The organism is Bradyrhizobium sp. USDA 4501, assembly GCF_054062115.1.
The window spans coordinates 4,464,438-4,477,784 of the sequence record NZ_JBSSEX010000001.1 but is presented as its reverse complement, the minus strand read 5'-3'; the positions used below and the strand labels follow the sequence as shown (position 1 = coordinate 4,477,784).

Below are 13,347 nucleotides of genomic sequence, written 5' to 3'. Positions count from 1 at the left end.
CTCCGCCTGGTCTTGGGCGGGACAGGAGCCTTTGAGTCAGGCTCGCAGCAGATCGGATGAAGATGATGGACAAAGCTTGGAACGCGGCACGAGAGCCGGAGCTGCCCTGGATGGCGGCGGAGTATGAGCTCTTGCGGGACCAGGTCCGCCGGTTCGTCAAGGAGGAAATCAAGCCCTGCGCGGATCACTGGGAAGAGAACGGGTTCATTCCCCGTTCGATCCTGCGCCGCATGGGCGAACTCGGCTTCTTCGGCATCCGCTACCCGGCTGAGTATGGTGGCGCCGAAATGGACTCTGTCGCGTCAACGGTCTTCGCCGAGGAGCTCGGGCGCTCGACCTATGGCGGCGCCGCCGACGCGATGCTCGTCCATGCCGACATGGCTTCCTCGTACGTCTTTCACGACGGGACCAAAGCCCAGCGGGCGCGCTGGATGCCGGGCATTATCAGCGGCGAGGTGATCACCGCGATCGCCATCACGGAGCCGGATGCGGGCTCGGACGTGAAAGCCATCCGCACGCGCGCGGTCCGGGACGGCGACTCCTACGTGCTCGACGGCACCAAGCTCTATATCACAAACGGCGTCCACGCGGATCTCTACTGCGTCGCGGCCAAGACTGATCCCTCGGCCGGAAGCAACGGGATCACGATGTTCCTCGTCGAGAAGGGAACGCCAGGCTTCAGCGTCGCGCGCGAGCTGGACAAGCTCGGCTGGCGCTCCTCCGACACGGCGGAACTTGTCTTCGACGGCTGCCGCATCCCCGCCGACAACGTGCTCGGCGCGGAGGGACAAGGCTTCTACTCAATCATGCGCAACTTGCAGAACGAACGCCTTGTCCTCGCCGCCATGGCGATAGGGATGGCCGAGGCAGCGATCGACATGACCCTCACCTACGTGAAAACCCGCCGGGCATTCGGGGGCGTCCTTTGGGACATGCAGGCGATCCGTCAACGGCTCGCGATGCTTTCTGCGAAAGTGGAGGCAAGCCGCGGGTTTCTCTATGCCACCGCTTGGCGCATGGCGGCCGATGACGATTGCCTGCGCGAGATCTCGATGTTGAAGGCCATCTGCGGCGAGCTCGTCAACGAGGTCGCGTATGATTGCGTGCAGTTCCACGGCGCCATGGGCGTCATGCGCGAGAGCGCGATCGAGCGCGTCGCGCGTGACGCCCGCGTCCTCTCCATCGCCGGCGGCGCGACCGAAGTGATGCTTGAGGTGGTCGCATCGATGTCATGATCCTGACGCGGCGTTGAGGCGTCGCTCTGGCGTTGCTTGCAGAAAGGCCAAGTGCCGGCGCTTCGCGCGGCGGGCCGGGCTTTGAATGGTCTCGGCATCCGGGCCGGGTCGCGGCGACCGACGCAGCATACGGCGCGCCGGATTCACCCACGAAATCCGGCAGGCGTCATTGCCGCCGAACACCGGGCGACGCTGTGTGGAATCCGAAATTCACTTGAAGGACGATTTCACTCCGCCGCTGCAACCCGTCCGCCCGATGGGGCCTTCGAACTGTTGAGGTTTTCAACTGACCGAACATGATCAATGGCCTGAACGTGGATCCCTTTCACTGCCCTTCCGGATGGGTCATTCATGCTCGCAAATTGCTGAGACCAAAGAAACGCGGTCGGCGTGGAGCATGCGATCGAAGGACCGACGGGCACAGTCAGGCAGGCTGTCGGGTTGTTGAAAATGCCATCAAAGATGGCCCTGTAGAAATATCCCTCTTTGGACGTCGGCGTTTGCCGCGGAAAGCGCTTGCTCGCCTCTGCGAGCATCTGATCCGAGACTTTATTCTCGGCTTGACGCTTCAAGCTTTCAATCCAGCTGTACCCTACCCCGTCGGAAAACTGCTCCTTTTGACGCCACAAGATCGCTTGCGGCAACAGATCGGTAAATGCTTCCCGCAATATGCCCTTCTCGATTTTCTCGCCAGGGCACATCTTCTCGGCGGGGTTTATCGACATTGCGTAGTCCAGAAATTCCTTGTCCAGGAAAGGCACACGGGCTTCGACCCCCCACGCCGCCATTGCCTTGTTCGCGCGACAGCAATCATACTTGCTGAGCGCAAAGATCTTTCGGACAGTCTCGTCGTGGAATTCTTCTGCTGACGGCGCCATATGGAAGTAGAGATAGCCGCCGAATACTTCGTCAGCGCCTTCTCCAGACAACACCATTTTGATGCCCATTGATTTGATTTTGCGCGCCATGAGATACATCGGCGTGCCGGCACGAATGGTGGTGACGTCAAAGGTCTCCAGGTGCCGGATCACGTCCGGCAATGCGTCCAATCCTTCCTGCACGGTAAAAACAATCTCGTGATGAACCGTGCCGATGTGAGCTGCCACGTCTCGCGCATGCTTCATGTCAGGTGAGTTTTCGAGGCCGACCGAGAACGAGTGCAGCCTCGGCCACCATGCCTCTTCGGTTTCTCCCGACTCGATCCGCTTGAAGCGGTGGCGCGCCGCGAGCGCCGCGATAAGCGACGAGTCGAGCCCGCCGGAAATAAGCACCCCGTAAGGCACATCGCACATCATCTGCTGCTTGACCGCAGCTTCGAGCGAAGATCGGAGCTCCTGCAGCGACACCTTCCTGCTTGGAAGAGTATGTGCCCACTGTGGATCATACCACTTGACGAACTTTCCGGCCTTGGCGCTGTAATGATGTCCCGGAGGAAACTCCCGGATCGTCTCGCATACGCCATCGAGGGCTTTCATTTCGCTCGCGACGTAAGTCGTGCCGTCGCTGCCCCATCCGATGTAAAGCGGAACAATGCCGATGTGGTCTCGGGCGACGAAGAAATCGCCACTGCGCTCATCGAAGAGGGCAAATGCAAAGATTCCACTCAGCATATTGCACACGGCAGGGCCGTACTCGTCGTAGAGATACAGGATGATTTCGCAGTCGGACTTCGTTTTCCATGCGTGCGGCAGCTTCAGCGCCGCGCGCAAACCGACATGATTGTAGATCTCTCCGTTCACGGCCAAAGCGCGACCCGCGGTCACGTCGAGAAGGGGTTGAGCGCCGTGCTCCACGTCGACGATGGAAAGACGCTCGTGCGCGAGCACTGCGCCGTCGCTGGAATAAATGCCGCTCCAGTCTGGCCCGCGGTGCCTGACCGTTTTGGCCATCTCGAGCGCCCGGCCGCGCGCCGTCTCGAGCGATTCTTTAAATCCAAAGATGCCAACGAAGCCGCACAAGGAGGTTGCCCCTTCTGTAAGTTCAGATCGCAGCGAAGCGGAACAGCGGATCGAGAACGGCAAAAGTCAGAAAATATTCAAGGTTCAGATCAAGCGGAATTACCCTATGCCTATGCCTAAGCGGCGACACCGTCGCATAGGCTAAAAATATACGGACAAGCGGCATCAAACTCCGTGGCTGCTCGTGTCTTCTCGACGTGCCAATCCCGATCACTCTGCCGCTTCCGGCTTTGTCACCTGCTGTCACGCCGCGAGTCTGCCGCGGTCACGTCGGTCCGGCCTATCACGACCGGAACGTTTGAACTGCTCAGCTTTCGGGGTGCCGCGTCGGGACCATCCTGGTATCGCAGCGAGACCTCGATGGTATCACCCGGCTGCAACTCGGCATCCTCGTTCACGACAATCCGTTCCGGCCCTTTCTCGCTCTTTCTGATAATAGCAATATCCGGCTTACTGCCGGCTCCCCGTGCGAGCTGCGATCGAACCATCGAAGTGTATTGAAGCTTCTCACCGACGCTCTGCAGTTTCTCGCGAATCTGATTGAGCTTTAAGCTGGTCTCTTGCAGCTCACGGAACAGATCAAGCTTCCGCTGATCGTCGAGCTTTGCCAACCGTCTGGCGTACTCGTCTTGCAACTTCTTGACCTGGAGCAATTGCGCAGAGGTTTGCAGCCTCCGGGTCGCCGACAGCAGAACCGCGCGACGCGCATCCGTCACGCGAGGGCTGATCAACGATCCCTTGCCGAACAGGTCGGTCGCTTTCTGAAGGTCCTCGACGTCGGACTGAAGTCCTTCTTCATCTTTCTTTTGCTGCTCCGACAGCACGCGGACCTCGTCGTCTCCCTGCCGAACGCTGCGCTGCAAGTACGCCTTTTCCTGCTGATAGTCGCTCTGCTTCGTCTTCAGGTATTCGGCTTCCGCATTGACGATTTCCGAAACCGCCGACCGGGCTATCGGCACGTCGGCAAGAGAAGCGCTTGGATTGATCTGCGTCCCTTCCCCGAGCTCGCTCTTGATGCGCCACATCCGCGCCTGTTCCTTGGCGAGTTCTGTCCAAAGCGAACCATACTCGCTTCTCAGGTCGGCTGACTCGAGATACGGGTTGTTCATCCTGATATGCATGATGTCGTAGCCACCCGCCATGGCGATGAGCTGGCGCGCGGTGCTCGCCGGACGATAAGGGTACTCCCCCGGCTTCGACACGTCCCCGTTGACGTAAACAGGCCTGTACTCCGCCACGATCGCCGTGACCTGATCTGCATCTATCACGACCACGACCTCGCGGCCGTCCACAGTCCTCTGTCGAAAGACCTTGCTCGTCATTGCGGCCCCGACCTTGGCCCGAATCTCTTGCAACGGCAGGCCGGCGACCGGGACCATCCCGACCAGCGGCAAAGAGATATTGCCATCGACTTGGACGGGCGCGCGCTGCCGCAGTTCCGGCACGCCGGCTACCGCGACCTCCAGAACATCTCCGACGCTCACTCGATATTCGGCTTTCGCCTGCGCGGAAATCGTCAGGCCAACAGCCACCAGGCCCCACCTGACACAATGGCCTGGTTGACCGCGACGGTTGTCAAGGCGGAGGAAATTACGCAGCTTGGCGTGCGGCATGGCGTGCTCGATGGCTCGGTCTCACGGATTGATCGACAATCTAATCCCGCAGCGCCTCGGCTCAACTGACCATCGTAGTTACTCCCGGCTACCCATTTATTGCCAATCCGCCTCCTGACCCGAATGCTATGTTTTTGTCAGGGGGACGGACTGCGTGACGGACTGCTTGGGAGTAACCGGTGAGTTATGCGTTTTTCACCAATTCGCCGGCCCCTACCGAGCGTTCGGCGCATTCGGTCACTGGCCGCAAGGCGATTGCGGCTGACCTTGGCAAGAACAGATTGGCCGCCTTGCTGGTGCTGGCGGCAGGCGCCGAGTTCCTCCTCGTAGCCGTTGGGGCTTTTGCCGCTGCCGTCCTCTATTATCGGCTGGTCCTTGCGCTCGACTATCCGGACACTCCCAAATACATCCTGGAATCTCTTCTGATTGCCACGTTGCAACTGCTCGTATCCGTTGGGCTCCGGCAGTATTCGCGGATCCAGACGCAGCCCCGCCACATCTTCCTATGGAGCGGCGTCAGCGCCGTCTTCTTCGTATTCTCCTTCTTCATCTCAACGATATTTCTTCTCAAGATCTCGGATGGCTACTCGCGCGCGACCGTGATGGCCCAGGCGGCAAGCGTTATCGTCATGGTGCTCTTCGCGCGGGCAATATGCTTCTCGTTGCTGCAGCCTGCCATCGCATCCGGACTGATCGACGCCAGGCGCGTCATCCTCATAGGTGAACCGAGCCACTGCCTGGATTTTTCCGCACGAGTAAGCGCCACCGGAATCCGGACCATTCGCTCGTTCGAGTTGCCGACCTTTCGCAAGGGCTCTTCGGCATCGGAGCACTTCGGGGCGGTCGAAGTGCTATCCCATGTCCGCGAACTGATCGCAGAGTGCCGGCCCCTGCGAGCGGATGACATTGTCATTCTGACTTCGGAATCGGATGTTCGGGCGGCCCTCGCGCTCGCCGGCGCCCTGTCAGAGCTCCCGGTCGACGTTCACGTCGTCCCGGTCGGTGCAATCGACCTCATGGCCGTGTCGCGCATCACGCAATTCGGCAACATGGTGACGATGCGCATCTTCCAGTCTCCCCTGACGCCGTTCCACCGGGCGATCAAACGAGCCTTCGACATCGCGGCCGCAATTGCCGGACTTGTCATCATCAGTCCCCTCTTCGTCATCATTCCAATCGCAATCAAGCTCGATTCGCCCGGGCCGGTGCTATTTCGTCAGACGCGGCACGGCTACAACAACGAGACTATTCGCGTGTTGAAATTCAGATCGATGACCGTGACGGAGGACGGCGACAATTTCAAGCAGGTGACCAGACACGATCCACGTGTGACCCGGTTGGGACGCTTCATGCGCCACACCAATATCGATGAGCTTCCACAGCTCTTCAACGTGCTGGTCGGCGATATGTCACTCGTCGGGCCTCGTCCGCACGCGACCTCGCAGAACGAGAGCTTCGCCCGGCTGATTTCGTCATTCTCCCGCCGTCACAACGTCAAGCCCGGCATTACCGGCTGGGCACAGGTCAACGGTTATCGTGGCGAAACCGACACCCTGGAGAAGATGCAACGTCGTATCGAGCATGACCTCTATTACATCGACAATTGGTCATTCCTTCTCGATCTCAAGATCATCGTCATGACCCTCTTCTCCAGAAAGGTCTATTGGAATGCCTTCTAGCGCGATGACGATTGCTGCATGCAGTCCGTACAGCAAGATCGCAAGGGCATTGCAGTCGATCCCGTTCCCGTTTGATCGGCGGAGGCTTCGGTAGGCCACCAGTAACTGCAGGTTCGAGACAATGCTGCAATCTCACAGAACTGACAATTCGGCACCTCAGGACACGATGCCGCCTGAATTTGGTTCGCCGGCCGAATTCGTGGCGGAGGGTCTCGCCTTCTTGCGCCGCCGCCTCTCGATCATACTGCTGACGTGCTTCTTGATGTTTGGCGCCGGCTTGCTCTATCTCGTTGTCGCAGTTCCGACGTTTACGGCAACCGCGCAACTCATCGTCGACGCCAAGACGACTTCTTCCAACGACACGGCGTCGGCAACGACGGCCGTCGAGAGTCAGGTCGCAATCCTGAGGTCCGAGAGCGTCGCTCGCGCGGCGATCGCGAAGCTCGGTTTGGCGGGGGATCCGGAATTCTCAGGCGGCGTCCTGCACCGACTCGGTCGGTCGACGTCCCGGCTGCTCGGATGGAGCAGACCGGACACGGACGTCGTCACGCGTGATGCGATGGAAGCATTCGCGCGCAAGCTCTCGGTGAAGCGCGCCGGCCTCACCTACATAGTCGATCTCGCCTTCAGCTCCGCCGATCCCGATCGGGCAGCGCAGGTCCTGGACACCGTCGTAGAGACCTACATCACGACGCAAATGGACGCGAAATACAAATGGGGTCTGCAAAACGAGAAATGGGTCAAGGAACGTGTCAACGAACTGAGCAGCCAGGCGTCGACTGCCAAAAAGGCCGTAGCGGATTACAACAGGGCCAGGAATGGCGTCGCGGCTCCCGCGAACACCGCTGGGGCAGGTCCACCCTCGTCGCAATCGACCGGAGCGACGCAAGACGAACTCCGCGAACTGGAAGCCACGGCGGACGCCGCCACCAGAACGTATGACAATTTCCTCCGGATGCTGCGTTACATGGACGCCATGCAGCAGCAATCCGCGCCGGTGTTCGAGGCTCGTCTGCTCACGGGGGTGTCTCACCCCTACACGGCCAGCTCGCCAAACGCCCGCTTGATACTTGGATCAGCGATCCTCGGCGGCATGCTCCTGGGGATCGGAATAGGATTGCTGCGCGACAGGTCGGACCGGGAACGCGCGCCCGCGCGCAGGTCTGCAGCCACCGCATCCGGAGGAACTGCAGTCGTCCAGGGGCTCAAGGCGAACGGCGTCAAGCCCCATTTCGATGGTTCGTTCAAGGTCGAGAAGCAACACACCTACAAGGAGGCCAATCCTGACTTATAGTCGCATGAATTGGCTCCGATCGCGATACCGCAAGCTCGATTGAAACGCCCCGTACATCACCCGTCGAACAATGCTCGTCGGCGAACCGCCTTCATCGCGATGAAGGCAGCATGTTTCTCGTTACGGCCACCGGAGTAGGTAGTCCGGAAGGGCCGAATGCCCTCCGCATCCACGAAGTTACATTCGGCCTCTATCATGCGACAATCCGCCACACGATGGAAAATTGGCTCTTGAACCTTCAGTCAGTGCGCAACCCACCATCCGCCCGCGAAGAGCTCGATTACAATCGCTGGGCGTCGCGTAGCGTTAGCCAACGTTGGAATGCGCAATGACGAGCTTTTTTCAGGCGTCCGGCGGATCGGTGACCATGCTCAGCAATATCCTCCGGCAGTCATGGCTGGCTATGGTCTATCGCTGCTCGGGCGCCGCCGTGTCCTTCCTCTTCGGCGTGAGTTTTGCGCGGATGATGACCATAGAGGAATACGGGGCGCTCATGTCGCTGATGACATTCGCGGTCGTCGCCTCCACGGTCGGCCTCTTCGGCCAGCAGTTTCGCGTGCTGCGGGAAATACCAAGCATCGCCGTCCGGAAATGTTTCCCAGAGATCGGTTCGATTGTTGCAAAGCAGGTTCGTTTGGCGTGTCTCGGCAGCATTGCCGTTACTCTGGTCTCTCTCCTCTTGTTCGTCGTCGCGCACGGCCGCGATGGTATATTCGGACGGTGGCAATACTGCACGAGCGTGCTGCTGATCTTGCCATTGGCCTTGATCGAAATGCAGGGCTCGTTGGGGCGCGCGCTCGGTTCCGTCAACCTCGCGCTTATGACCAAGGATGTTTTGTGGCGGTTGCTCATCATTCTGTTGAGCGGCGTTCTCTTCTCGACGTTTGGCCGCCCGCTGCAGGCGGGAGACGTTCTGATGATTGCGACCGGCATCCTGGTCGTGCTGATCCCCGCTCAGAACGGTTACCTACGACGCCTCGCAGAGGGCTATAACGTATTCACCGTGGCGGTGAAGCGATCGAATGATCGGATTGGCGACATCCTTTCCACTTCGGGACCGTTCTGGGTAACCAGCATCACCAGCGTGATGGGCGGCACGATAGATGTCATCATCGTCTCGGTGATGGTCGGCCCGGAAGCCGGCGGATATTACTACGCTGCCACCCGGATCGCGTTCCTGCTTGATTTCTTTCTGGCAACTTTCTGCGTACCCGCAGCGCCCCTCATGGCACGCTTGTTCGATGAAAATCGTCATGCGGAAATCACACGCATCACATCAGGAGCGACACTGGCTGCGTTCGTCGCCGTCCTCGGCTGCGTTGCAACATTGGCGGCCGCCGGCGACCTCGCGCTGATGACGTTCGGAGCCGACTTCACCCGCGCCTACAGCGTCCTGATGGTCTTGGCAATCGGCCTGTTAATCTCGACATACTTCGGCATCGGCCCTATCGCACTGAATATGACCGGACACCAGCGGGCCGCGATGCAAATCGTGGTAGCAACCTGGGCCGTGGGACTCCTGGCCATGATCAGCGCGACCTGGGCCTTTGGGGCTCTAGGAGCGGCAGTTGCTGGCTCCTGCGCAGGCGTGGCAACCAGGGTATGGACAGCGGCCTACATGTACGCCGCGGAGGGGATCGATATCACGGCCACCACGACGCTCATTGCGCTAGTAAGGCGCACAATGCGGCGAGGCCCATCCGAACCGCTCATGGACGCGGTGCGGCCGGAAACCGGCGCGACCATTCTCGACTTGCGGCCGCGCGTGCGGCGGTCGGGACACGACGTGCGTGATTCGGGGAGATAGTTGAATGCGTTCGTTGCCATACGAGGACGCGACTGCTGTAATCGGAATTGGGCGCGAGAGACGGCACCTCATGGACCAGGATACATTCGATTACGAAGTGTCGGGAAACCCGATTTCGATCGGGCTGGTGAAGCTTCTGCACACGATTGTTGCGCGGAGTACGGGGCGTGGAATGGGACTAGCAATGCGAGCGGTCCGTCCGTTCATCCATTCCCAGACGCCTTGCGTCCATTTCGCGGACGGTAGCCGCCTGTACTTTGAGCTGGACGACGCCTACTGGAATGCGTTTTTTGTCGGTCAGCCCCATCGTACCTACGAATCAGACATAGCGATGCTTCTGCTGCGGCTGAAGGATGTCGACTACACGTTCTTCGATTGCGGCGCCAACATCGGGTACTGGTCCGTTCTCGTCACGTCGGAAATGCTGGGTCGCAAGCGCGCAATAGCTGTCGAGGCATCGCGGCAAACGCTCGCGATTCTCGAGCAGAACCGTAGCGCCAACGATCGGCGCTTCGAGATCTGCCGCAAGGCCTTGTTCGAGACTGACGGACAGATGTTGTCCTTCTCCGACGACGGATCTCATGACGCCCGACACATCGTTACGTCGCAAGGTATGCGCTCAAAGCACGTCGAACCGGTCGTATCGATCACGCTTGATTCGCTGGCACGGCAGCTGCAGATGACCGACCGCGATCGGCTCGTCGTCAAGCTTGACGTCGAGGGTGCGGAAATCTCGGCCTTCAAAGGGGCGCGCGAAGTGCTAAAGCGCGATACGCTGATCATCTACGAGGATCACGGCAACGACCGGAGCCACACGACCACGAGGTACATGCTCGATACCGAAGGATTTCCGGTCTTCTCCATCGCTATGGACGGGGCAATTACGAAGGTCGAGGAACTCGGCCTTCTGGACAGGGTCAAGACGAACCCGAAAATTGGCTACAATTTCGTAACCTGCCCACCAGGGAGCGGCTTCCACCTGTGGATGGAACGGGCTGCCGGTCGCGCATAAGCGCGCCGGGCGTCGCTACGGATGATCTTGGCGGAGCGCCTCATAGATTGAGAGCCCGAGCGATCTGATTTCGTGCCTCACGCACGAGCGGCTCACCGCATCACCAGAGTGTAAGATTGCTAGCTAAGACCCAGCAGTCCGTGCATCGCCGACTGGATACCGTTCATTCGGGCCTCGAACGCAAGCTTTGTGTCGAATTGTCCACCCACGCCGATACGAGGCAGTGCCAGTGGATTTGGCTTGCGATCGGACACCTGCCCATGCCGCGTAGTCACCGCGGTCGAAAAACCGACTTCCTCCGCAAGACGTTCCTCCCGAGTGTCACACGCTCCGGGGGTGCCGTAAGGATAGGCGAAATGCCGGACGGGATTCTGAAGCAAATTCTCCAGATAGCTGCGGTTGCCCGCCATTTCGGCTCGCGCTGAGGCTGCATCCAGACAGGCCAGTGCCGGGTGGGAATCCGTGTGGCCGCCAATTGAAGCGAGAGGATGCTGCGCCAAGCCTTGAAGCTCGCGTTCATCCAGGAAATAGACGTCGTTCAAGGCCGATAGAGATACACCCGCATTGCGGAACGTCGGGACGAGCAATTCGGCCCGGTTATAATCTTCGTGAACCCACTTCGCTACCTTGCTCATGGCCGACGCCTTGCTGTTCAGATCGGGACAGGAAAACCGGATGTCCATCGCGTCAATGGTAACGGTGTCTCGCGAGCGAAGAACTTCGCGCAAGCCGAGCCACCATGACTGCAGCGTCCGCGTCGGAGCGCCCGTAGGAACGTAGACCGTGAACGGGGCGTTGTTGCGCTCGAGGATCGGAAGCGCCGTCGAAACGTTGTCTCGATAACCGTCATCGAAGGTAACCACAGCATAGCGGCGCGGCTGCGAATCATTTGCCAACCGCTCAAGACATGTTTCCAGGCTGACGATCTCCCACCCCTCGTGGCGCAGCCACTTGAGCGAATACTCAAACAAGTCCTCTGACGTTCCGGTCATCAGTTCTGAGCGGAAATCCCGCTGAACCTCGTGGAACATCAGAATAGCGGCTCTGCCTGCAAAAATCTTGCGCAGAGCTGGCGTCAGTCCGGACCAACGCACCGCCTGGAATACGGCTGCCTTGAAACTCTGCCTCACGGCGCCCCCTCGTCACCGCTGGTCAGAGAATTCACCACATGAATCTGAGGCCGGTTTAATTCCACGCGCGGCGCGCTGCCGATATTCATCTTCAAATTGTCCATCGTGAGAACAGTGAGCGTCTCGTAGGCACTGGCAGGCATTGCCTATTTATCGTGGAACCGCTGCATCTACGCAACTGCGACACCGGTACTCACTCATAGGTACCCCTCAATTCGCCCATCCCACCCTGAATGCGCCACCTGCCTCGGATAGCTTTCAAGGTAGCCTTTTTCTGTCGAGCACAAAAAGCACCAGGCGCGGGTGGCTGTTGTGATCTGCGTATCGATGGAACGGCTCCTTAATGAAGGTACTCCTCGCTAACAAATACCTCTTCAACAATGGTGGCGCAGAGACCGTTCTGTTTCAGGAACGAGCATTCCTGACGGGCAGCGGGGTGGAAGTCATTGACTTCGCAATGCAGCACGAGCGGAATATCGAGTCACCCTACTCGACTCATTTTGTGTCTCGCCAGGATTATCGCAACGGCGGCTACCTTGCCAGGATAAGGGGCGCCCTCGCGCTGATCCACTCGCGCGAGGCCGTAAGCAAGCTCGCATCGCTGATCGACGAGACGCGACCAGACTTGATGCACTGTCACAACGTCTATCATCAGTTGACGCCATCGATCGTCGGCGTCGCCAAGTCGCGCGGAATCCCGGTTGTCCTGACGCTGCATGATACGAAGCCGGTCTGTCCGGTACACACGCGAGCGCTCGGAAACCAATTGTGCTCGCTGTGCCTCACCGGCGGCTTCCATCACGTGCTGACGCATCGTTGTTCCGACGGCTCGTTGGCGCAGAGTGCCACGCTTTACCTCGAAGCGGTCACGCAACAGTGGCTCGGAAGCTACGAGAAAGTGGATCGCTTTATCGCACCAAGTCTCTTCATGCAGGATTCGGTATCCCGCCGCTTCTCCCCAGACCGAACGGTGCTGCTCTACAACGGCGTGGATGTCAGGAACATTTCGCCGCGCGGCCGGGACAACGGATACGTTCTTTACTGCGGCCGGCTCGCACCGGGCAAGGGTGCTGAGACGCTGTTGCGTGCCCATCAGGCGGCGGGATGTTCGTGGCCACTTGTCATTGCGGGCACGGGCCCGCTGACTGATGACTTGAAGTCGCAGTTTGCACGAAACGTGCAGTTTGCGGGTCACCTCTCCGGAGACACGCTGAGCACAACAATAGCCGAAGCATCCGTAGTGGTTGTGCCTTCGGAGTGGTGCGAGAATTGCCCGATGTCGGTCCTGGAGGCGATGGCGCAGGGCAAGGCCATCATTGCGACCCGCATTGGCGGCATTCCTGAGCTCGTGAACGACCGGGAGACCGGATTTCTGTTCGAGCCCGGCAATGTCGACGAGCTTCGAACCCATCTCGAGTGCCTCATGGGCAGCGGCGAGCTCCGCGCACAGATGGGGGCCGCCGGACGGGTTCGTGTAGAGAAGCACTTCTCCCTCGACAAGCACAACGCCGAGCTGATTGCCGTCTACCGATCACTGCTGCCGGGGCGAACCTCGGTGGTGGCGGCAGCGGAAATGGCGCAAGGAGTCCATGAATAGTTTGTAGATTTTAGGAGGAATT

Annotated in this window: 10 protein-coding genes; 6 read left to right on the top strand and 4 right to left on the bottom strand. The window is 59.5% G+C overall.

Annotation, left to right across the window (positions count from 1 at the left end):
- The first annotated feature begins 56 nt into the window (after window positions 1-56).
- Window positions 57-1,235 carry an acyl-CoA dehydrogenase family protein gene (locus ACVWZM_RS20515; protein ID WP_253588589.1) on the top strand — a complete coding sequence of 393 codons (1,179 nt, stop codon included), beginning with the start codon at window positions 57-59 and terminating at the stop codon, window positions 1,233-1,235.
- Between the two features lie 227 nt (window positions 1,236-1,462).
- Here the strand turns inward: ACVWZM_RS20515 and asnB are convergent, their stop codons facing one another.
- Together asnB and ACVWZM_RS20505 are read right to left on the bottom strand one after the other, a co-directional pair.
- A complete protein-coding gene (gene asnB / locus ACVWZM_RS20510) occupies window positions 1,463-3,193 on the bottom strand; it encodes an asparagine synthase B (RefSeq protein WP_456854496.1) in 1,731 nt (576 codons plus the stop codon).
- A gap of 233 nt (window positions 3,194-3,426) precedes the next feature.
- A complete protein-coding gene (locus tag ACVWZM_RS20505) occupies window positions 3,427-4,806 on the bottom strand; it encodes a polysaccharide biosynthesis/export family protein (protein WP_456854494.1) in 1,380 nt (459 codons plus the stop codon).
- Window positions 4,807-4,985: 179 nt separating this feature from the next.
- Between ACVWZM_RS20505 and ACVWZM_RS20500 the strand changes: the two genes are divergently transcribed.
- The 4 genes from ACVWZM_RS20500 (at window position 4,986) to ACVWZM_RS20485 (ending at window position 10,598) form a co-directional block, all read left to right on the top strand.
- Window positions 4,986-6,485, top strand: coding sequence for an undecaprenyl-phosphate glucose phosphotransferase (locus tag ACVWZM_RS20500; protein ID WP_057021166.1), 1,500 nt, complete (start codon window positions 4,986-4,988; stop codon window positions 6,483-6,485).
- Between the two features lie 166 nt (window positions 6,486-6,651).
- Window positions 6,652-7,779 (top strand): GumC family protein, encoded by a 1,128-nt coding sequence (locus ACVWZM_RS20495; protein WP_076834827.1) that lies wholly within the window; start codon window positions 6,652-6,654, stop codon window positions 7,777-7,779.
- Window positions 7,780-8,107: 328 nt separating this feature from the next.
- Window positions 8,108-9,586: an oligosaccharide flippase family protein gene (locus tag ACVWZM_RS20490; protein WP_456854492.1), complete on the top strand. Its 1,479-nt coding sequence runs from the start codon at window positions 8,108-8,110 to the stop codon at window positions 9,584-9,586.
- A 70-nt stretch (window positions 9,587-9,656) separates the two neighbouring features.
- On the top strand, window positions 9,657-10,598 hold the full coding sequence (locus ACVWZM_RS20485) for an FkbM family methyltransferase (protein WP_456854490.1): 942 nt from the start codon (window positions 9,657-9,659) through the stop codon (window positions 10,596-10,598).
- 119 nt (window positions 10,599-10,717) lie between these two features.
- Here ACVWZM_RS20485 and ACVWZM_RS20480 read toward each other — a convergent pair whose 3' ends face one another.
- On the bottom strand, window positions 10,718-11,728 hold the full coding sequence (locus ACVWZM_RS20480; protein ID WP_456854488.1) for a polysaccharide deacetylase family protein: 1,011 nt from the start codon (window positions 11,726-11,728) through the stop codon (window positions 10,718-10,720).
- On the bottom strand, window positions 11,725-11,871 hold the full coding sequence (locus tag ACVWZM_RS20475; RefSeq protein ID WP_156436591.1) for a hypothetical protein: 147 nt from the start codon (window positions 11,869-11,871) through the stop codon (window positions 11,725-11,727). Before ACVWZM_RS20475 ends, ACVWZM_RS20480 begins: the two co-directional genes overlap by 4 nt.
- A gap of 200 nt (window positions 11,872-12,071) precedes the next feature.
- Here ACVWZM_RS20475 and ACVWZM_RS20470 point away from each other — a divergent pair, with 200 nt between their 5' ends.
- A complete protein-coding gene (locus ACVWZM_RS20470) occupies window positions 12,072-13,325 on the top strand; it encodes a glycosyltransferase family 4 protein (protein ID WP_456854486.1) in 1,254 nt (417 codons plus the stop codon).
- Window positions 13,326-13,347: the final 22 nt, after the last annotated feature.

What these genes read in the sequence shown, in the direction of transcription:
- ACVWZM_RS20475 (WP_156436591.1), bottom strand. Translation starts at nt 11,871, where the DNA reads ATGCCTGCCAGTGCCTACGAGACGCTCACTGTTCTCACGATGGACAAT.
- ACVWZM_RS20505 (WP_456854494.1), bottom strand. Translation starts at nt 4,806, where the DNA reads ATGCCGCACGCCAAGCTGCGTAATTTCCTCCGCCTTGACAACCGTCGC.
- ACVWZM_RS20515 (WP_253588589.1), top strand. Translation starts at nt 57, where the DNA reads ATGAAGATGATGGACAAAGCTTGGAACGCGGCACGAGAGCCGGAGCTG.
- ACVWZM_RS20495 (WP_076834827.1), top strand. Translation starts at nt 6,652, where the DNA reads ATGCCGCCTGAATTTGGTTCGCCGGCCGAATTCGTGGCGGAGGGTCTC.
- ACVWZM_RS20490 (WP_456854492.1), top strand. Translation starts at nt 8,108, where the DNA reads ATGACGAGCTTTTTTCAGGCGTCCGGCGGATCGGTGACCATGCTCAGC.
- ACVWZM_RS20485 (WP_456854490.1), top strand. Translation starts at nt 9,657, where the DNA reads ATGGACCAGGATACATTCGATTACGAAGTGTCGGGAAACCCGATTTCG.
- ACVWZM_RS20470 (WP_456854486.1), top strand. Translation starts at nt 12,072, where the DNA reads ATGAAGGTACTCCTCGCTAACAAATACCTCTTCAACAATGGTGGCGCA.